Annotated in this window: 19 protein-coding genes and 1 pseudogene; 14 read left to right on the top strand and 6 right to left on the bottom strand. The window is 54.8% G+C overall.

The window, feature by feature from the left end; translation table 11 throughout:
• Positions 1–324 precede the first annotated feature (324 nt).
• From ulaA to JTA15_RS19710, 6 genes and pseudogenes are all read left to right on the top strand, one after another.
• Positions 325–1725 (top strand): annotated as a pseudogene (gene ulaA, locus JTA15_RS19685) (PTS ascorbate transporter subunit IIC).
• A 12-nt stretch (positions 1726–1737) separates the two neighbouring features.
• On the top strand, positions 1738–2043 hold the full coding sequence (gene ulaB / locus JTA15_RS19690) for a PTS ascorbate transporter subunit IIB (RefSeq protein ID WP_014168329.1): 306 nt from the start codon (positions 1738–1740) through the stop codon (positions 2041–2043).
• A gap of 9 nt (positions 2044–2052) precedes the next feature.
• The gene (gene ulaC / locus JTA15_RS19695; RefSeq protein ID WP_014168330.1) at positions 2053–2520 is read left to right on the top strand and encodes a PTS ascorbate transporter subunit IIA; all 468 of its coding nucleotides are present in this window, start codon (positions 2053–2055) and stop codon (positions 2518–2520) included.
• A 13-nt stretch (positions 2521–2533) separates the two neighbouring features.
• Positions 2534–3184, top strand: coding sequence for a 3-keto-L-gulonate-6-phosphate decarboxylase UlaD (gene ulaD / locus JTA15_RS19700; RefSeq protein WP_008502901.1), 651 nt, complete (start codon positions 2534–2536; stop codon positions 3182–3184).
• A gap of 9 nt (positions 3185–3193) precedes the next feature.
• The gene (locus JTA15_RS19705; protein WP_219372621.1) at positions 3194–4054 is read left to right on the top strand and encodes an L-ribulose-5-phosphate 3-epimerase; all 861 of its coding nucleotides are present in this window, start codon (positions 3194–3196) and stop codon (positions 4052–4054) included.
• Positions 4047–4733: an L-ribulose-5-phosphate 4-epimerase gene (locus JTA15_RS19710; RefSeq protein WP_047355594.1), complete on the top strand. Its 687-nt coding sequence runs from the start codon at positions 4047–4049 to the stop codon at positions 4731–4733. Before JTA15_RS19705 ends, JTA15_RS19710 begins: the two co-directional genes overlap by 8 nt.
• Positions 4734–4874: 141 nt before the next feature.
• Here the strand turns inward: JTA15_RS19710 and yjfY are convergent, their stop codons facing one another.
• Positions 4875–5150, bottom strand: coding sequence for a DUF1471 family protein YjfY (yjfY, locus tag JTA15_RS19715; RefSeq protein WP_025206244.1), 276 nt, complete (start codon positions 5148–5150; stop codon positions 4875–4877).
• A gap of 341 nt (positions 5151–5491) precedes the next feature.
• Between yjfY and rpsF the strand changes: the two genes are divergently transcribed.
• From rpsF to JTA15_RS19740, 5 genes are all read left to right on the top strand, one after another.
• Entirely contained in the window at positions 5492–5887 is a 396-nt protein-coding gene (gene rpsF / locus JTA15_RS19720; RefSeq protein WP_014068637.1) for a 30S ribosomal protein S6, read from the top strand.
• A gap of 6 nt (positions 5888–5893) precedes the next feature.
• A complete protein-coding gene (gene priB, locus JTA15_RS19725) occupies positions 5894–6208 on the top strand; it encodes a primosomal replication protein N (protein WP_003856035.1) in 315 nt (104 codons plus the stop codon).
• 4 nt (positions 6209–6212) lie between these two features.
• Positions 6213–6440, top strand: coding sequence for a 30S ribosomal protein S18 (gene rpsR / locus JTA15_RS19730; RefSeq protein WP_000135199.1), 228 nt, complete (start codon positions 6213–6215; stop codon positions 6438–6440).
• Between the two features lie 41 nt (positions 6441–6481).
• Complete coding sequence (gene rplI, locus JTA15_RS19735) at positions 6482–6931, top strand: 50S ribosomal protein L9 (RefSeq protein WP_014168334.1); 450 nt, start codon at positions 6482–6484, stop codon at positions 6929–6931.
• Positions 6932–7081: 150 nt separating this feature from the next.
• Positions 7082–8011 (top strand): DMT family transporter, encoded by a 930-nt coding sequence (locus JTA15_RS19740; protein ID WP_219372622.1) that lies wholly within the window; start codon positions 7082–7084, stop codon positions 8009–8011.
• 45 nt (positions 8012–8056) lie between these two features.
• Here JTA15_RS19740 and JTA15_RS19745 read toward each other — a convergent pair whose 3' ends face one another.
• Complete coding sequence (locus JTA15_RS19745) at positions 8057–8701, bottom strand: OapA family protein (RefSeq protein ID WP_032679427.1); 645 nt, start codon at positions 8699–8701, stop codon at positions 8057–8059.
• Between the two features lie 233 nt (positions 8702–8934).
• Here JTA15_RS19745 and fklB point away from each other — a divergent pair, with 233 nt between their 5' ends.
• Together fklB and cycA are read left to right on the top strand one after the other, a co-directional pair.
• On the top strand, positions 8935–9555 hold the full coding sequence (gene fklB, locus JTA15_RS19750) for an FKBP-type peptidyl-prolyl cis-trans isomerase (protein WP_025205816.1): 621 nt from the start codon (positions 8935–8937) through the stop codon (positions 9553–9555).
• A 313-nt stretch (positions 9556–9868) separates the two neighbouring features.
• Entirely contained in the window at positions 9869–11278 is a 1410-nt protein-coding gene (gene cycA, locus JTA15_RS19755; RefSeq protein ID WP_014168338.1) for a D-serine/D-alanine/glycine transporter, read from the top strand.
• 66 nt (positions 11279–11344) lie between these two features.
• Here cycA and ytfE read toward each other — a convergent pair whose 3' ends face one another.
• Complete coding sequence (gene ytfE, locus JTA15_RS19760) at positions 11345–12007, bottom strand: iron-sulfur cluster repair protein YtfE (protein WP_014168339.1); 663 nt, start codon at positions 12005–12007, stop codon at positions 11345–11347.
• A 245-nt stretch (positions 12008–12252) separates the two neighbouring features.
• Between ytfE and JTA15_RS19765 the strand changes: the two genes are divergently transcribed.
• On the top strand, positions 12253–13902 hold the full coding sequence (locus tag JTA15_RS19765) for a methyl-accepting chemotaxis protein (protein ID WP_014168340.1): 1650 nt from the start codon (positions 12253–12255) through the stop codon (positions 13900–13902).
• Here JTA15_RS19765 and JTA15_RS19770 read toward each other — a convergent pair.
• The 3 genes from JTA15_RS19770 to JTA15_RS19780 all read right to left on the bottom strand — a co-directional run bounded on the left by JTA15_RS19770 (position 13899) and on the right by JTA15_RS19780 (position 16694).
• The gene (locus tag JTA15_RS19770) at positions 13899–14864 is read right to left on the bottom strand and encodes a DMT family transporter (protein WP_050737595.1); all 966 of its coding nucleotides are present in this window, start codon (positions 14862–14864) and stop codon (positions 13899–13901) included. The two genes, JTA15_RS19765 and JTA15_RS19770, sit on opposite strands and share 4 nt — an antisense overlap.
• A gap of 75 nt (positions 14865–14939) precedes the next feature.
• Positions 14940–15764 carry an AraC family transcriptional regulator gene (locus JTA15_RS19775; protein WP_025205813.1) on the bottom strand — a complete coding sequence of 275 codons (825 nt, stop codon included), beginning with the start codon at positions 15762–15764 and terminating at the stop codon, positions 14940–14942.
• An 81-nt stretch (positions 15765–15845) separates the two neighbouring features.
• The gene (locus tag JTA15_RS19780; protein WP_219372623.1) at positions 15846–16694 is read right to left on the bottom strand and encodes an SDR family oxidoreductase; all 849 of its coding nucleotides are present in this window, start codon (positions 16692–16694) and stop codon (positions 15846–15848) included.
• Positions 16695–16729: the final 35 nt, after the last annotated feature.

A 16729-nucleotide genomic window follows, 5' to 3' on the forward strand; every position in this document is an offset into this window, starting at 1 on the left:
CTGGTGATTTGTTGTGATTAATGCTGGCACCATTTCACGCGCATTGCAACGATCAAAATGTGTAATTTTATCTGCCTGACGTCACGGACGCTCTTCTCGCTTCTTGTTATCTTTTACCGTATTAATCATTAATTGCATGAATTATATGGAAATAATTCTATGTGGCATGCCGAAGTGAAAATCATTACTAACACCAGGGAAATAATTTGCGTGATGCGTCACAAATAATCAGATTTAATCTTGTGATGATTATTTGTGATTAATAGAGTGTTGTCACCAACCGCACAGGGATTGCCCCTCGTGTTCTCATTTCTGGAGAGAGTTATGGAGATCCTCTACAACGTCTTTACCGTGTTCTTTAATCAGGTAATGACTAATGCCCCGCTGTTGTTGGGCATCGTGACGTGCCTTGGCTATATCCTGCTGCGTAAAAGCGTCAGCGTTATTATTAAAGGCACCATTAAAACCATCATCGGTTTCATGCTGTTGCAGGCGGGTTCAGGCATTTTGACCGGCACCTTCAAGCCGGTAGTGGCCAAAATGTCGGAAGTCTATGGCATCAACGGCGCCATCTCTGACACCTACGCCTCGATGATGGCCACCATCGATCGCATGGGCGATGCCTACAGTTGGGTAGGGTATGCGGTTCTGCTCGCGCTGGCGCTGAACATCATTTACGTTCTGTTGCGCCGCATTACCGGTATTCGCACCATCATGCTGACTGGTCATATCATGTTCCAGCAGGCAGGGCTGATTGCGGTTTCCTTCTTTATCTTTGGCTACCCAATGTGGACGACCATTATCTGCACCGCGGTGCTGGTCTCGCTCTACTGGGGTATCACCTCCAACATGATGTACAAGCCCACGCAGGACGTCACCGACGGTTGCGGCTTCTCCATCGGCCACCAGCAGCAGTTTGCCTCCTAGATTGCCTATAAAGTCGCGCCGTATCTGGGTAAAAAAGAAGAGAGCGTCGAAGATCTTAAACTGCCGGGCTGGCTGAATATTTTCCACGACAATATCGTCTCTACGGCGATTGTGATGACCCTCTTCTTCGGTGCCATTCTGCTCTCCTTTGGCATTGACGTCGTACAGGCGATGGCGGGTAAAACCCACTGGACTGTCTATATCCTGCAGACCGGTTTCTCTTTCGCGGTGGCGATTTTCATTATCACCCAGGGCGTGCGTATGTTCGTTGCCGAGCTGTCCGAAGCCTTCAACGGTATCTCTCAGCGTCTGATTCCAGGTGCGGTACTGGCGATTGACTGCGCGGCTATCTATAGCTTCGCGCCAAACGCGGTGGTCTGGGGCTTTATGTGGGGCACCATCGGCCAGCTGATTGCGGTGGGTATCCTGGTGGGCTGCGGCTCTTCCATTCTGATCATTCCTGGCTTTATCCCGATGTTCTTCTCCAACGCCACCATCGGCGTCTTTGCGAACCACTTTGGTGGCTGGCGCGCGGCGCTCAAGATCTGCCTGGTGATGGGGATGGTGGAAATCTTCGGATGTGTGTGGGCAGTCAAGCTCACCGGTATGAGCGCCTGGATGGGCATGGCCGACTGGTCAATTCTGGCACCTCCGATGATGCAGGGCTTCGCCTCTGTTGGCCTGATCTTTATGGCCGTCATCATCCTCATTGCTCTGGCTTATATGTTCTTCGCTGGTCGCTCTCTGCGGGCTGAAGAAGATGCAGAAAAACAAACAGCAGAAGTTTCTGCTCATTAAGGAGTTTCGATTATGACCGTACGTATCCTGGCTGTGTGTGGCAATGGGCAAGGGAGTTCCATGATCATGAAGATGAAAGTGGACCAGTTTTTAACCCAGTCAAACATCGACCACACGGTGAACAGCTGCGCAGTGGGCGAATACAAAAGTGAACTGAACGGCGCGGACATCATCATCGCCTCTACCCACATCGCCGGTGAGATCACCGTGACAGGCAACAAATATGTGGTAGGCGTGCGCAACATGCTGTCGCCAGCCGACTTTGGGCCAAAGCTGCTGGAAGTGATCAACGCGCATTTCCCACAAGATGTGAAGTAAGGACGCAACATGAAACTACGTGATTCGCTGGCAGAGAACAGCTCCATCCTTTTACAGGCCGACGCCAGCACCTGGCAGGAGGCGGTGAAACTTAGCGTAGATCTGCTGGTAAAAGCTGATGTTGTCGAGCCGCGTTATTACCAGGCCATTCTGGATGGTGTTGCAGAGCACGGCCCTTACTTCGTGATTGCACCAGGGCTGGCGATGCCGCATGGCCGCCCGGAAGAGGGCGTTAAAAAAACCGGCTTTGCGCTGGTTACGCTGAAAACACCACTGGCTTTCAACCACGAAGATAACGACCCGGTCGACATCCTCATCACCATGGCGGCTGTTGATGCCAACACTCACCAGGAGGTGGGCATTATGCAGATCGTGAATCTGTTTGATGATGAGGCCAACTTCGACCGTTTACGCGCCTGCCGCACCGAGCAGGACGTGCTGGATTTAATTGATAACGCCACTGCGGCGGCAGTTTAAGAGGGAATTGAAAATGTCATTACCAATGTTGCAGGTCGCGCTGGATAACCAGACTCTGTCTCACGCTTACGAAACCACCCGCCTGATTGCGGAAGAAGTGGACATCATCGAAGTCGGTACCATTCTGTGTGTGGGCGAAGGCGTTCGCGCCGTCCGCGACCTGAAGGCGCTGTATCCGCATAAAATCGTGCTGGCGGATGCCAAGATTGCCGATGCGGGCAAAATTCTTTCCCGTATGTGTTTTGAAGCCAATGCTGACTGGGTCACCGTTATTTGCTGTGCGGATATCAACACGGCTAAAGGTGCGCTGGATGTGGCAAAAGAGTTCAACGGTGATGTGCAGATTGAGCTGACCGGGTTCTGGACCTGGGAGCAGGCGCAGGAGTGGCGTGACGCGGGCATTCAACAGGTGGTTTATCACCGCAGCCGTGATGCGCAGGCCGCTGGGGTAGCGTGGGGGGAAGCGGATATCAGCGCGATTAAGCGTCTGGCCGATATGGGCTTCAAAGTGACCGTGACCGGAGGCCTGGCGCTGGAAGATCTGCCGCTGTTCAAAGGTATCCCAATTCATGTCTTTATCGCAGGCCGTAGCATCCGTGATGCCGCCTCTCCGGTAGAAGCCGCGCGTCAGTTCAAACGCTCAATCGCTCAGCTTTGGGGCTAAGGAGCGGGTATGTTGTCTAAACAAGTCCCGCTCGGCATCTATGAAAAGGCACTCCCTGCGGGGGAGTGCTGGCTGGAGCGGCTGCAACTGGCGAAACAACTCGGTTTCGATTTTGTCGAAATGTCAGTGGATGAGACGGACGAACGCCTGTCTCGCCTGGACTGGAGCCGCGAACAGCGTCTGGCACTGGTAAGCGCCATCGCTGAAACGGGGGTACGTGTGCCTTCCCTGTGCCTCAGCGCCCACCGTCGTTTTCCGCTTGGCAGTGAAGATGATGCTGTGCGTGCTCAGGGGCTGGAGATCATGCGTAAAGCCATTCGCTTTGCCCAGGATGTCGGCATCCGTGTGATCCAGTTGGCGGGGTATGACGTTTACTATAAGGACGCCAATAATGAAACGCGCCGTCGTTTTCGTGACGGCCTGAAAGAGAGCGTCGACATGGCCAGCCGTGCTCAGGTGACGCTGGCGATGGAGATCATGGATTATCCGTTAATGAACTCCATCAGCAAGGCGCTGGGTTACGCGCACTACCTGAATAATCCGTGGTTCCAGCTCTACCCTGATATCGGCAATCTGTCAGCCTGGGATAACGACGTGCAGATGGAACTGCAGGCGGGTATTGGTCATATCGTGGCGGTTCATGTCAAAGATACCCGGCCTGGTGTATTCAAAAATGTTCCGTTCGGCACCGGGGTGGTGGATTTCGAACGGTGCTTCCAGACGCTCAAACAGACAGGGTATTGCGGGCCTTACCTGATTGAGATGTGGAGTGAAACGTCGGACGACCCGGCAGCCGAAGTGGCGAAGGCGCGGGACTGGGTCCGTGAACGTATGGCGCGGGCTGGGTTGATGGAGGCTGAGCATGCATAAGCTTAAGCAGCAGGTCTTTGAGGCCAATATGGATCTACCTCGCTACGGTCTGGTGACGTTTACCTGGGGTAACGTCAGCGCCATCGACCGTGAGCAGGGGCGGGTCGTGATTAAGCCCAGCGGTGTGCCCTATGAGTCCATGACCGCCGACGACATGGTGGTTGTGGATCTTCATGGCAACGTGGTTGACGGAAAGTGGCGTCCTTCTTCTGATACCGCCACCCATCTGGCACTGTATCAGCGTTATCCCTCCCTGGGCGGCGTTGTGCATACACACTCGACTCATGCCACGGCCTGGGCGCAGGCAGGGCTGCCCATTCCGGCTCTTGGCACCACGCATGCAGACTACTTCTTTGGCGATATTCCCTGCACGCGGGCATTAACGCAGGCCGAAGTGGAAGGGGAGTATGAACTCAACACCGGTCGCGTCATTATCGACACGCTGGCTGAGCGTGAGCCGCTGCATACGCCGGGTATTGTGGTGTATCAGCACGGTCCATTCTCGTGGGGAAAAGACGCTCACGATGCCGTGCATAACGCGGTGGTGATGGAGGAAGTGGCGCGAATGGCGTGGATCGCCCGCAGCATCAATCCGCAGCTTCAGGGCATTGATGATTACCTTATGAATAAACATTTCATGCGTAAACATGGGCCCAACGCCTATTACGGGCAGAAGTGAATAAGTGCTCTGGAATACCGAAAAACAGTTGTAACCGGTGGTATTTCAGAGCCATTAGCAAAAAAAAGCCCCCGGGCAGGGGGCAAGTTAAACTATGGCTATGTTCTCTTTGTTGGCTTTCCTGGTGCTAGCGTTAAAGCGTTATCGGTAGATATCTGCACTGGCGTGCATATTGCCGTTGCTGCCGGGCTCACGCATCAGTATGACGTGATAATATTGTGCACCCTGAGCATCGGTCTCTTGATTGAGTGCCTGATCTGCTTCACTTTCAGTGGCGAAATTATGATTGATGTAGATTACGCCTAAGCTCTGCACATCATCCATGTTTTGGGCCTGCCGGCCGTCTATCTTGATGGCTGCCATCGCGTTTGCACTGAGCAAAAGTGCAGCCATTACGGCAAATGCGATTTTTTTCATGATATGCGCTCCACGACTGCGTGCTGTGAAAGGGGGTGTTGCTCTCCTTTTATAAATAAGGTCTCTGATTAAAGTGTAATCACTTATCCGGCGGGGATGCGTGACCATTTCTGATGCTGTTGTTCAAAAAAACAACGCTTCCTGATGTGATTAATTTTAAATCACCCACTTAGACCAGCTTTACGCTTTGTGCGAATTATTTGTGCAATCAGCTTGAGTTTCCAGGGGCGCGCAAGTATTATGACGCGTCAATTTTTCAGCCGACCTTTAACACGTTCCTTGCCTCCCCGGGCCTCGGCTGACCCAGACAGGAGGCTGAATAATCCGTAAGGAGCAATTCGATGCGTCATTACGAAATCGTTTTTATGGTCCATCCTGACCAGAGCGAACAGGTTCCGGGCATGATCGAGCGCTACTCTGCTGCCATCACTGGTGCAGAAGGTACGATCCACCGTCTGGAAGACTGGGGCCGCCGTCAGCTGGCTTACCCGATTAACAAACTGCACAAAGCACACTACGTTCTGATGAACGTTGAAGCGCCGCAGGAAGTGATCGATGAGCTGGAAACTACCTTCCGCTTCAACGATGCCGTTATCCGCAGCATGGTTATGCGTACCAAAAACGCAGTGACCGAAGCATCTCCGATGGTTAAAGCGAAAGACGAGCGCCGTGAGCGTCGCGATGATTTCGCAAACGAAACCGCAGATGATTCTGATGCTGGGGATTCTGAAGAGTAATTTCTGATGACCAACCGTCTGGTGTTGTCCGGTACCGTGTGCAGGACCCCCCTTCGTAAGGTCAGTCCATCAGGAATTCCGCATTGCCAGTTCGTGCTTGAGCATCGTTCTGTGCAAGAGGAAGCCGGCTTTCACCGGCAGGCGTGGTGCCAAATGCCCGTTATTATTAGCGGACACGAAAACCAGGCCATTACTCACAGTTTAACGGTCGGTAGCGCAGTAATCGTTCAGGGGTTCATTTCTTGCCACAAGGCAAAGAACGGCCTGAGCAAAATGGTTCTGCATGCCGAGCAGATTGATTTGATAGATTCTGGAGACTAGCCATATGGCACGTTATTTCCGTCGTCGCAAGTTCTGCCGTTTCACCGCGGAAGGCGTTCAAGAGATCGACTATAAAGATATCGCAACGCTGAAAAACTACATCACCGAAAGCGGTAAGATTGTCCCAAGCCGTATCACCGGTACTCGTGCAAAATACCAGCGTCAGCTGGCTCGCGCTATCAAACGCGCTCGCTACCTGTCCCTGCTGCCGTACACTGATCGTCATCAGTAATCGGGCACGGTCCATTAATACGACTTTAAGAGGATAAGGTAATGCAAGTTATTCTGCTTGATAAAGTAGCAAACCTGGGCAGCCTGGGTGATCAGGTAAACGTTAAAGCGGGCTACGCTCGTAACTTCCTGGTTCCACAGGGTAAAGCTGTTCCAGCTACCAAGAAAAACGTAGAGTTTTTCGAAGCACGTCGCGCTGAACTGGAAGCCAAACTGGCTGACGTTCTGGCGGCTGCTAATGCTCGCGCTGAGTCAATCAACGCACTGGGCACTGTTACCATCGTTTCCAAAGCTGGCGACGAAGGTAAACTGTTCGGTTCCATCGGTACCCGCGATATCGCTGATGCAGTAACTGCAGCTGGCGTTAAAGTGGCTAAGAGCGAAGTTCGTCTGCCGAACGGTGTTCTGCGTACCACTGGTGAGCACGAAGTGGACTTCCAGGTTCACAGCGAAGTGTTCGCTAAACTGGTTGTTAACGTTGTAGCTGAGTAATTTTACTCTGCTCACGTCGAAGCGCCGGCCTTGTGCCGGCGTTTTGCTTTTTTAAGGGACCAGATTCGCGCTTTAGTGCTTGTAGGGTCGCTATTCCTGGCGCATTCTCTGATAATAAAATGAAACGCAATTTTATTTATGAGATTCGACATGGAAACCGCTCTGCCCACGCCCGTATTTGCCCGTCGAAAGGTGGCCTATGCCTGCGCCACGCTCTGCTGTCTGCTTTGGGGTAGCTCTTACCCGGCCATAAAAAGCGGCTATGAACTCTTCCAGATTGCCACCGATGATATTCCCTCAAAGGTCGTGTTCGCCGGTTACCGTTTTCTGTTTGCGGGTGTGCTGCTGCTTCTCTTTGCATTAGCCCAGCGCAAGCCCATCGGCAGGTTCACGCCCGGGCAGTTTGGCCAATTGACCGTCCTGGGACTGACGCAGACGAGCATTCAGTACACCTTCTTTTATATCGGATTGGCCTACACGACAGGCGTGAACGGCTCAATCATGAACGCCACCGGCACTTTCTTCAGCGTGCTGCTGGCGCACTTCATCTACCACAACGACAAGCTCAGCTATAACAAAACGCTTGGCTGTATTCTGGGCTTTGCCGGAGTGATGCTGGTTAACTTCCACGGCGGGTTAAGCGAATTCAGCTTCGTCTGGAAGGGGGACGGGTTTGTGGTGCTGGCAGCCTTTATCCTTTCTGCCGCCACGCTTTACGGAAAACGCATCTCCCAGACCGTCGACCCGACGGTGATGACCGGCTGGCAGCTGGCTATCGGCGGCGCGGCGCTGGTGGCGGGTGGCTATCTCACGGGAGGGACGCTGGAAGTGCATAGCATGACGGCCGTCGCGGTGCTGGGGTATCTGACGTTACTCTCTTCGGTAGCGTTCGCCCTCTGGAGCGCGCTGCTGAAAGTGAACCGCGTAAGTATGATTGCCCCGTTCAACTTTGTGATCCCCGTTGCCGGGACGGTGCTGTCTGCCATTTTCCTCGGTGAAAACATTCTGGACATCAAATATGCGATTGCGCTGGTGCTGGTCTGCTCGGGGATCTGGTGGGTCAATAAGCGGAGTTACTAAGAAGGGCATTGCCGGGGGGCTGGCTCGCCTTACCCGGCCTGAACATTAACGTGCTCTGATAAAACTACCGTCAGGCTGGCGGGTAAACAGCACCTGCTGGCCATTTCCCGTATCAATCGTGAGCCCGGTGACGACACCGCTGGCATTCTGACGTATCTGCACCAGCTGGCCATTCTGCAAATTACTGAGCGGCTTACCTGCGCCTTCCACCTGCGCCATGGCATACACATCGGTTGGCGGCAAATTGTGGTCGCGGAACAGCTGCGCAAGGGTTTTACCCGGCTCTACGCGATAGGAACGCCACTGCTGCTCAATGCCGGTTGGCTGCTGAGCCTGTGGCTCTGCCGGGGCCGCGGCCTGTTCCTGTGGCTGTTCATCCTGAATGGGTTCCGGTTCAACAGGCGCAACCTGTCCCGGATCGTTCGTCGGGGTGACCAGTTGCGTCTGCACAGGCTGTGTGTCCGGCTGCGGTCGCGTTTGCGACTGAATATCCAGCTGGGCATTGCGGGTCACCGTCGCGGTGTCGGCGTCATCGCCACCGGAAGGAAGCAGGAAGCCCACGATCACCATCAGCGCGCCAATGATGATCCCTCTGCGATGCAGAGGCGGCAGCGGGTCCATGATGCGAAAATTGTCCGGCGCCTGCCAGATTTTCGCCAGGGTAGGTTTCAGTTCAAATCGCCCGGGCATGGCTCTCCTCCTGCTCCGCGTCTTTTTTATCCTGTGCTCCGAAGTATAGTTTGCTAACTGCCTGAACGGCGTAGCAAACCCGACATCCGTGACATTCGTTCGGGATTAATCCTGGTTCTCTCTATTGTTTCTGTTTCGTCGCGGTTTGTCACCTTAACTTCAGACAAAGTTTTACCCATAAGGGCATGGCTGATATGCTGCCCGCTACTTTAAATGTGATGGAAGGAAAACCCATGACCACCCCGACTTTTGACACTATCGAAGCGCAGGCAAGTTACGGTATCGGCTTGCAGGTAGGACAGCAGCTGAGCGAATCCGGCCTGGAAGGTCTGTTACCCGAAGCGCTGGTGGCGGGTATCGCTGATGCGCTGGAAGGCAACAACCCGGCGGTTCCGGTTGATGTTGTGCACCGTGCGCTGCGTGAAATCCACGAACGTGCTGACGCCGTGCGTCGCGCGCGTTTCGAAGAGATGGCTGCAGAAGGCGTGAAATATCTGGAAGAGAACCGTGAGCGTGAAGGCGTGAACAGCACCGAGTCTGGCCTGCAGTTCCGCGTGATCAACCAGGGCGACGGTGCAATCCCGGCGCGTACTGACCACGTTCGCGTGCACTACACCGGTAAACTGATCGACGGTACGGTGTTCGACAGCTCTGTAGCACGTGGCGAACCGGCTGAATTCCCGGTTAACGGCGTTATCGCGGGCTGGATCGAAGCGCTGACCCTGATGCCAGTGGGTTCCAAATGGGAACTGACTATCCCGCACAACCTGGCGTACGGCGAGCGTGGCGCTGGTGCGTCCATCCCGCCATTCAGCACCCTGGTGTTTGAAGTCGAGCTGCTGGAAATTCTGTAATCAGCTTTTCTTATTTCCTCTCTCCTTCGGGGGAGAGGAATATAGTGATAAAACCTATAGTTACGACGGAATCAACATTTTATCTTGCAAACGAAACTGTTGCGTGTATTTTTGTGAGCTGTTTCGCGTTGTATGAGTGATATGACACTCACTTTAAACATATTATTAACATAATATCCAAATCATAGTATTCATCCCGCCGATTCTTACCTAATATCGATGAGTCCTTTCATGGGGACCGTTATTTTTTTGACGTATTTAAAGGCCAGAAGAGCCTTAACAACACAGACAGGCATAAACAGGAAAATATCACATGGTAGATCAGGTTAAAGTCGTCGCCGACGAAGAGGCGTCGTCTGAACAGTCGCTACGGCGCAATCTCACAAACCGTCATATTCAGCTCATTGCCATCGGGGGTGCCATCGGTACCGGGCTGTTTATGGGGTCAGGTAAAACCATCAGTCTTGCCGGGCCGTCGATCATTTTCGTTTATATGATCATCGGTTTTATGCTCTTCTTCGTGATGCGTGCAATGGGTGAATTGCTGCTCTCGAACCTCGAATACAAGTCCTTTAGCGATTTCGCTTCCGACCTGCTTGGCCCCTGGGCGGGCTACTTCACCGGCTGGACCTACTGGTTCTGCTGGGTGGTGACCGGCATGGCGGATGTGGTCGCCATCACGGCCTACGCGCAGTTCTGGTTCCCGGGGTTATCGGACTGGGTGGCCTCGCTGGCGGTGATTGTTCTGCTGCTAAGCCTTAACCTCGCCACCGTTAAAATGTTCGGTGAGATGGAGTTCTGGTTTGCGATGATCAAAATCGTGGCGATTATCGCCCTGATTGTTGTCGGCCTGGTGATGGTACTGACGCACTTCCAGTCTCCAACCGGCGTTCAGGCTTCGTTCGCGCATCTGTGGAATGACGGCGGCTGGTTCCCGAAAGGCATCAGCGGCTTCTTTGCCGGTTTCCAGATTGCGGTGTTTGCCTTTGTGGGGATTGAGCTGGTCGGTACCACGGCGGCGGAAACTAAAGATCCGGAGAAATCCCTGCCGCGCGCGATTAACTCCATCCCGATTCGTATCATTATGTTTTACGTCTTCGCGCTGATTATCATCATGTCCGTGACGCCGTGGAGCTCCGTTGTACCGACCAAGAGCCCGTTCGTTGAGCTGTTTGTACTGGTTGGACTGCCTGCGGCCGCAAGCCTGATTAACTTCGTGGTGCTGACCTCCGCGGCCTCTTCGGCCAACAGTGGGGTGTTCTCTACCAGCCGTATGCTGTTTGGTCTGGCACAGGAAGGGGTTGCGCCCCGCGCGTTTGCCAAACTGTCTAAGCGTGCGGTACCGGCGAAAGGGCTGACCTTCTCCTGTATCTGCCTGCTGGGCGGTGTGGTGATGCTCTACGTGAACCCGAGTGTGATCGGTGCGTTTACCATGATCACCACGGTCTCTGCGATCCTGTTCATGTTCGTCTGGACCATCATCCTGTGTTCTTACCTGGTGTACCGCAAACAGCGTCCGCACCTGCATGAAAAATCGATCTACAAAATGCCGCTGGGCAAGCTGATGTGCTGGGTGTGCATGGCGTTCTTCGTCTTCGTGCTGGTTCTGCTGACGCTGGAAGACGATACCCGTCAGGCGTTAATCGTCACGCCGCTGTGGTTCATCGCGCTGGGGCTGGGATGGTTATTTATCGGTAAGAAACGTATGGCAGGCATGCGTTAATAAAAAAAGGCCACAGATGCTGTGGCCGAATGATAACCTCAGGAAGGCGCTCTCGGGCGCCTTTTTTTATTCACCTGCGAGGGCACGCGGGAACAGGACGTTGTTCTCAAGACTGATGTGCTCCATCAGGTCGTCGATCATCTCGTTAATGCCGTTGTACATCGCTTTCCACGTGGTGCACGCCTCTGGTGGCGGTGTAACGTTATGGGTAGTGTGTTTAATCACTTCCAGCAGCTCGCCTGCATCATCATGTTCGCTTTCCATGACGCTGATGGGCCCCATCGCCTGGCTGCCCATACCCTGTTTGATCATCGGGAAGAGGATTTGCTCCTCTTTCATCATGTGGCTGGAAAGCTCTTCGTGAAGCAGGGTCAGGTATTTCGCCAGACCGCGCGGTACGGAAGGTTTGTCGGCGTGAACGCGCTCCACTTTTGTCGCCTGCAGGATCAGTTCAGGCAGCTGTTCACGGTGACGGTCGTGAAAACGCACGATGATATGGTCGATGATGTCGGCAAGGGCTGCAGTGCGCCAGTCTTTCTCAATAGGCTGCTCAGCCAGTTGCGCCAGCTCCGCTTCAATGAGCCCCACATCCAGCTCTTTACGCGAGGCGGCACGTGCCAGGGTTTGCTTACCGCCACAGCAGTAATCCATATCGTATTTACGAAACAGCGCGGACGCGCGCGGGATGGAGAGCGCCAGCTCGCCAAGGGGTTGGTCGCGGAAGGCCATAGCAGTTACCTCGTCATCAATAATATAAGATGCATTTTAAATGCATCTTTAAGGCGACGCTATAACCCTTTAGAGGGAAGGGGCAAAGTGAGAACTAGATCACAAAAAAATAATGACTTTTAACTTGCTGAATGAATGCAGGAAATTACTTTAGAAAGTTTTTTCACGTGGGGAAACAGTAAACAACTCGCCGTGCCTGCCGATATATCCACGTCAGACAAACCTGCATATAAAAAAGGCAACGCATGTTTAAACGTATAAAAGTCATTACCCTTCTTATTTCGGTGCTGCTTGTGCTCGGCATCATGCAAGTCATTTCCGCCGGCATTTTTATCAACGCGCTGAATAACGACAAAGATAACTTCACCGTCTCGCAGCTCTCAAGCCAGAATGTCGCTGAGTTTACCGATGCATGGATCAGCCTCAACCAGGCCCGCGTAACCCTGAACCGCGGCATGCTGCGTCTGCAAAGCAGCATGGCGTCTCAGATTAACGGCGGCCAGTTGAATGAACTGGTGAACACGGCGAAGAACCTGCTGGCGGATGCACAGTCCCATTACGATAAATACTACGCTTTGCCTAATACTCCGGGTCTGGACGAGAATCTGGCTAACCGTCTGGAAGAGCAGTACCGCATTTACTCCGCCACGCTGACGCAAATGAACGTCCTGCTGGGCCAGGGCAATCTGGAAGATATGTTCAAGCAGAATGCGGAGCAGAAACAGACCGCGATGCAGAACGTGTACCGTGAATGGCGTGAAGCGCAGGCCGTCCTCACGGACAGAGGGATTAAAGACAACGAAAACGATTATAAACGTATCCTGTGGATCCTCTCTGCGGTCATGCTGCTGGTGATTGCCGTGATCGTCTCCAGCTGGATTGCGATGCGCCGCGTTCTGCTGCTGCCGCTGCAGGATGTGATCGGCCATATCCGCGCCATTGCCGCAGGGGATTTGACCCAGCCGATTCAGGCAGAGGGTAAGAATGAAATGGCAATCCTGGCGCGCAACGTTCAGGAGATGCAAACCTCGCTGGCAAACACGGTGGGCGTGGTGCGTGAAGGTGCAGACACCATTTACACCGGTGCAGGGGAAATCTCTGCGGGCAGCAACGACCTCTCTTCCCGTACCGAGCAGCAGGCCGCCTCTCTGGAAGAGACGGCTGCCAGCATGGAACAACTGACCGCCACGGTAAAACAAAACGCCGATAACGCACGTCAGGCTTCCCGTCTGGCGCTCGATGCCTCCTCAACCGCGAAGAAGGGCGGTAACGTGGTAGAGGGTGTGGTGCGCACCATGGACGACATTGCGACCAGTTCCAGCAAAATTGCGCAAATTACCAACGTAATCGACGGCATTGCCTTCCAGACCAACATCCTGGCGCTGAACGCGGCGGTGGAAGCCGCGCGTGCAGGCGAGCAGGGCCGTGGCTTTGCGGTGGTCGCAGGTGAGGTGCGTACCCTTGCCCAGCGTAGCGCTCAGGCGGCAAAAGAGATTAAAGCGCTGATCGACGATTCCGGCGAGCGCGTGAATGCCGGCTCACAGCTGGTAAACGAAGCCGGGGCGACGATGGCAGAGATCGTGAATGCGGTCACCCGCGTGACCGACATCATGGGCGAGATTGCCTCTGCCTCTGACGAGCAGAGCCGCGGTATCGATCAGGTAGGTCAGGCGGTGGCCGAGATGGATCGCGTGACCCAGCAGAACGCCTCGCTGGTAGAGGAGTCTGCGGCAGCGGCGGCCGCGCTGGAAGATCAGGCGGCACGCCTGAACGAAGCGGTGGCGGTGTTTAAAATTACCCGCAACCCGGTGGTCAACGCCGCGCCGGTGAAAAGCTACACTCCAGCGGCTAAACCTGTCGCGGCGACGTCTGAAGCGAACTGGGAAACGTTTTAACTCTCTGAAGCCGGAACGACCATCGGTTTTTCCGGCTTTGCTCTCACCGCCATCACGACCCCAACGACCAGCAATATAATCCCGCAGGCGGTTAACAGCGGCGGTACGCTCTGGCGCATCAGGAAGGTGTAAAGCAGCCCGGCCAGCGTTTCGAATACAATCAACGGCCCTAAAATTACCGTCGGCAGCTTCTGGCTGGCGATATTCCAGCATAGCGCACCCACCCACGAGCAGAGCACCGCAATCGCCAGCATCAGCCCGACAAAGACCCACGGTCTCGGCCCGAACGGTTGAGCGAAATCCGGTTGCTGATGGCCTAACCAGAGACAGGCCCCCACATAGCCCATAAGCGAAACCGGGAGCGTGACCAACGCCTGAGCCGTCGCCCACATCATCGGGTGTTTATCCGGGTTTTCCCGCAGCCAGCGCGCATTGCGCAGGGCATACCACGCCCAGCACACCACGGAAACGAATGCCAGCAGGATGCCAGAACCGTAACGCAACAGCGAGAAGTCCTCCAGCCCATGCTGCAGCTCGGCAATGTTGACGCAGACCAGCCCCACGGCGGTACACACCAACGCTGGTACCATTTTTGACCACGCCAGTTTCCCGTCGCGGTGGCTGTAAAGCAGGTTAGCGAAGACCGGGATCACCACGGGCAGCGTGCCGATAATCATGGTAGATACCGGTGCCCCGGTTCGCTGAATGGCGCTCGCCAGGCAAACATAATAGATAAGGTTGCCCATCATGGTCAGCGCCAGCGCGGTGAACCAGTCCTGCCGGCCGAGTTGACGCAAACGTGCACGACCGAGCCACGCCAGCGGGAGAGCAATCAGTCCCAGTGCCAGATAACGTCCGGTCGACTGCAGTATTGCCGGGTACTCCGGCACGATCAGCGGGCCGACAAAGATCAGTCCCCACATCAGACCCGCAAGCAGGGCATACAACACACCACTAATCATTTTTCCATCCACATCGGTTTATTCTGCGTTCAGTGTAGGAGGGGGAAGGGCGCGCGTATTGTATGAGGTTGCGCATCAGCGCTTAACGACCTGTTTCTGGTAGCGCACGGGGGTAATGCCATAGCGGCGGGTAAAGGCGCGAGTCAAATGGGACTGATCGGTCAGCCCGGTCGCGGCGGCGACTTCGGCGGCGGGCATGCCGTGCGTGAGAAACGCTTTGGCGCGCCACAGGCGGATAGCCATCAGCATCTGATGCGGAGTGACATGGAAATGCGCCTTGAACTGGCGCTGAAAATGGTAGGGGCTCAGTGAGACCACGTTGGCCAGCTCGTCCAGCGTCAGGGCGTGCATATAGTTGTCGTGCATATACTCACGAACCCGTTCGAACCGGTGTGCACCTTCCCGGGTAACCGGCGCGTGGCGGGCTAACGGCTGGAAGGTCTCGATCAGATCCAGCAGCAAGCCTTTTTGCGCCAGCGGGTCGTCCGTATGCCACAGGCCATAGATAAGCCTGCCGATTTGCTGTGAGCGCAGCGGGTCATGGCGAGTTACGTCGCTAAACCACCAGTGGCGAAGACCGGTTACCTCTTCCAGCAGATCGGGTTCAATGTAAACCATCCGGTAGCGCCAGCCGCCATCCGTCGCCGATTCCCCGGTGTGGATCTCGTCCGGGTTCATGGTCACGACGGATTTTTCCGCCGCGAGATGCTGAGTACCGCGATAGCGAAAGCGTTCGGCACCGGTTTCAATGGTGCCGATGCCGAAGGCTTCATGCGTATGAGGCTCAAAGGCGTAGTCAGAAATATGCGCGTGATAAAGCTCCAGGCCCGGCAAATGCGCCAGATGGCGAAAGCGCGCGCTGTCTCTCTCATCAATGAACTGTTCCGGTACGCCCTGCACGGTGAACCTCCTCATGAGTCATCTCTCCATTATCAGAGATGACCCGAGGGGATGCTACAAAAAATAACCATTTTGCAACATTTACAGGATGGCTTTAATGCTCTCTGAAAGCGGTGTGGTTGGACGCCCGATCAGTTTGCTCAGCGTATGGCTGTCGTCAAACAGACCGCCTTTAGACGCGCCCACATCGGAGTCCGCCAGCATCTCCGCCAGCCCGGCAGGCAGGCCAACGCCCTTCAGCGCAGCGGCAAAATCCGCTTCGCTCATGTTCTGATACGCCACGTTTTTGCCGCTCTGTTTGCTGAGTTCGGCCGCCAGTTCGCTCAGCGTCCAGGCGTGGTCGCCGGCCAGCTCGTATACGTTGCCTGCATGGCCGTCCCCGGAGATGACTTTTGCCGCGGCAGCCGCGTAATCCGCACGGGTGGCAGAGGCGATTTTGCCTTCACCGGCCGCGCCAATAAATACGCCGTGCTCCAGCGTGGGTGGTGCGCTCGCCAGATAGTTTTCGGTGTACCAGCCGTTACGCAGCAGGGCGTAAGGGATGCCGGACTCCGCCAGCGCCTTCTCCGTCGCGACGTGTTCAACGTGCAGACCCAGCGGCGATTTATCCGCATGCAGCAGGCTGGTATAGACGATGAATTTCACGCCAGCGGCTTTGGCAGCATTAATGACGTTCTGATGTTGGGTGGCGCGCTGACCCACTTCGCTGGAGGAGATCAGCAGCAGCTTTTCTACGCCCTTAAGCGCGGAGGTCATTGTGCTTTCGTCAGCGTAATCCCCCTGACGAACGGTAATTCCCTGCTGGCGCAGGGCTTCAGCTTTTGCCGGATTGCGGACAATCGCCACAATCTGGTTTGCCGGTACGGTGTTTAACAGCTGTTCGATAACGAGCTGGCCAAGCTGGCCGGTTGCGCCGGTAATTGCGATCATGATGAATCCTCTGTGAAGTGACAATAATGTTGTAC

The sequence above is a fragment of the Enterobacter sp. BIDMC 29 genome, from assembly GCF_019378755.1.
GTDB classification, from domain to species: domain Bacteria; phylum Pseudomonadota; class Gammaproteobacteria; order Enterobacterales; family Enterobacteriaceae; genus Enterobacter; species Enterobacter ludwigii.

Coding starts and splice junctions, on each gene's coding strand:
- ulaB (WP_014168329.1), top strand. CDS start 1,738: ATGACCGTACGTATCCTGGCTGTGTGTGGCAATGGGCAAGGGAGTTCC.
- ulaC (WP_014168330.1), top strand. CDS start 2,053: ATGAAACTACGTGATTCGCTGGCAGAGAACAGCTCCATCCTTTTACAG.
- ulaD (WP_008502901.1), top strand. CDS start 2,534: ATGTCATTACCAATGTTGCAGGTCGCGCTGGATAACCAGACTCTGTCT.
- JTA15_RS19705 (WP_219372621.1), top strand. CDS start 3,194: ATGTTGTCTAAACAAGTCCCGCTCGGCATCTATGAAAAGGCACTCCCT.
- JTA15_RS19710 (WP_047355594.1), top strand. CDS start 4,047: ATGCATAAGCTTAAGCAGCAGGTCTTTGAGGCCAATATGGATCTACCT.
- yjfY (WP_025206244.1), bottom strand. CDS start 5,150: ATGAAAAAAATCGCATTTGCCGTAATGGCTGCACTTTTGCTCAGTGCA.
- rpsF (WP_014068637.1), top strand. CDS start 5,492: ATGCGTCATTACGAAATCGTTTTTATGGTCCATCCTGACCAGAGCGAA.
- priB (WP_003856035.1), top strand. CDS start 5,894: ATGACCAACCGTCTGGTGTTGTCCGGTACCGTGTGCAGGACCCCCCTT.
- rpsR (WP_000135199.1), top strand. CDS start 6,213: ATGGCACGTTATTTCCGTCGTCGCAAGTTCTGCCGTTTCACCGCGGAA.
- rplI (WP_014168334.1), top strand. CDS start 6,482: ATGCAAGTTATTCTGCTTGATAAAGTAGCAAACCTGGGCAGCCTGGGT.
- JTA15_RS19740 (WP_219372622.1), top strand. CDS start 7,082: ATGGAAACCGCTCTGCCCACGCCCGTATTTGCCCGTCGAAAGGTGGCC.
- JTA15_RS19745 (WP_032679427.1), bottom strand. CDS start 8,701: ATGCCCGGGCGATTTGAACTGAAACCTACCCTGGCGAAAATCTGGCAG.
- fklB (WP_025205816.1), top strand. CDS start 8,935: ATGACCACCCCGACTTTTGACACTATCGAAGCGCAGGCAAGTTACGGT.
- cycA (WP_014168338.1), top strand. CDS start 9,869: ATGGTAGATCAGGTTAAAGTCGTCGCCGACGAAGAGGCGTCGTCTGAA.
- ytfE (WP_014168339.1), bottom strand. CDS start 12,007: ATGGCCTTCCGCGACCAACCCCTTGGCGAGCTGGCGCTCTCCATCCCG.
- JTA15_RS19765 (WP_014168340.1), top strand. CDS start 12,253: ATGTTTAAACGTATAAAAGTCATTACCCTTCTTATTTCGGTGCTGCTT.
- JTA15_RS19770 (WP_050737595.1), bottom strand. CDS start 14,864: ATGATTAGTGGTGTGTTGTATGCCCTGCTTGCGGGTCTGATGTGGGGA.
- JTA15_RS19780 (WP_219372623.1), bottom strand. CDS start 16,694: ATGATCGCAATTACCGGCGCAACCGGCCAGCTTGGCCAGCTCGTTATC.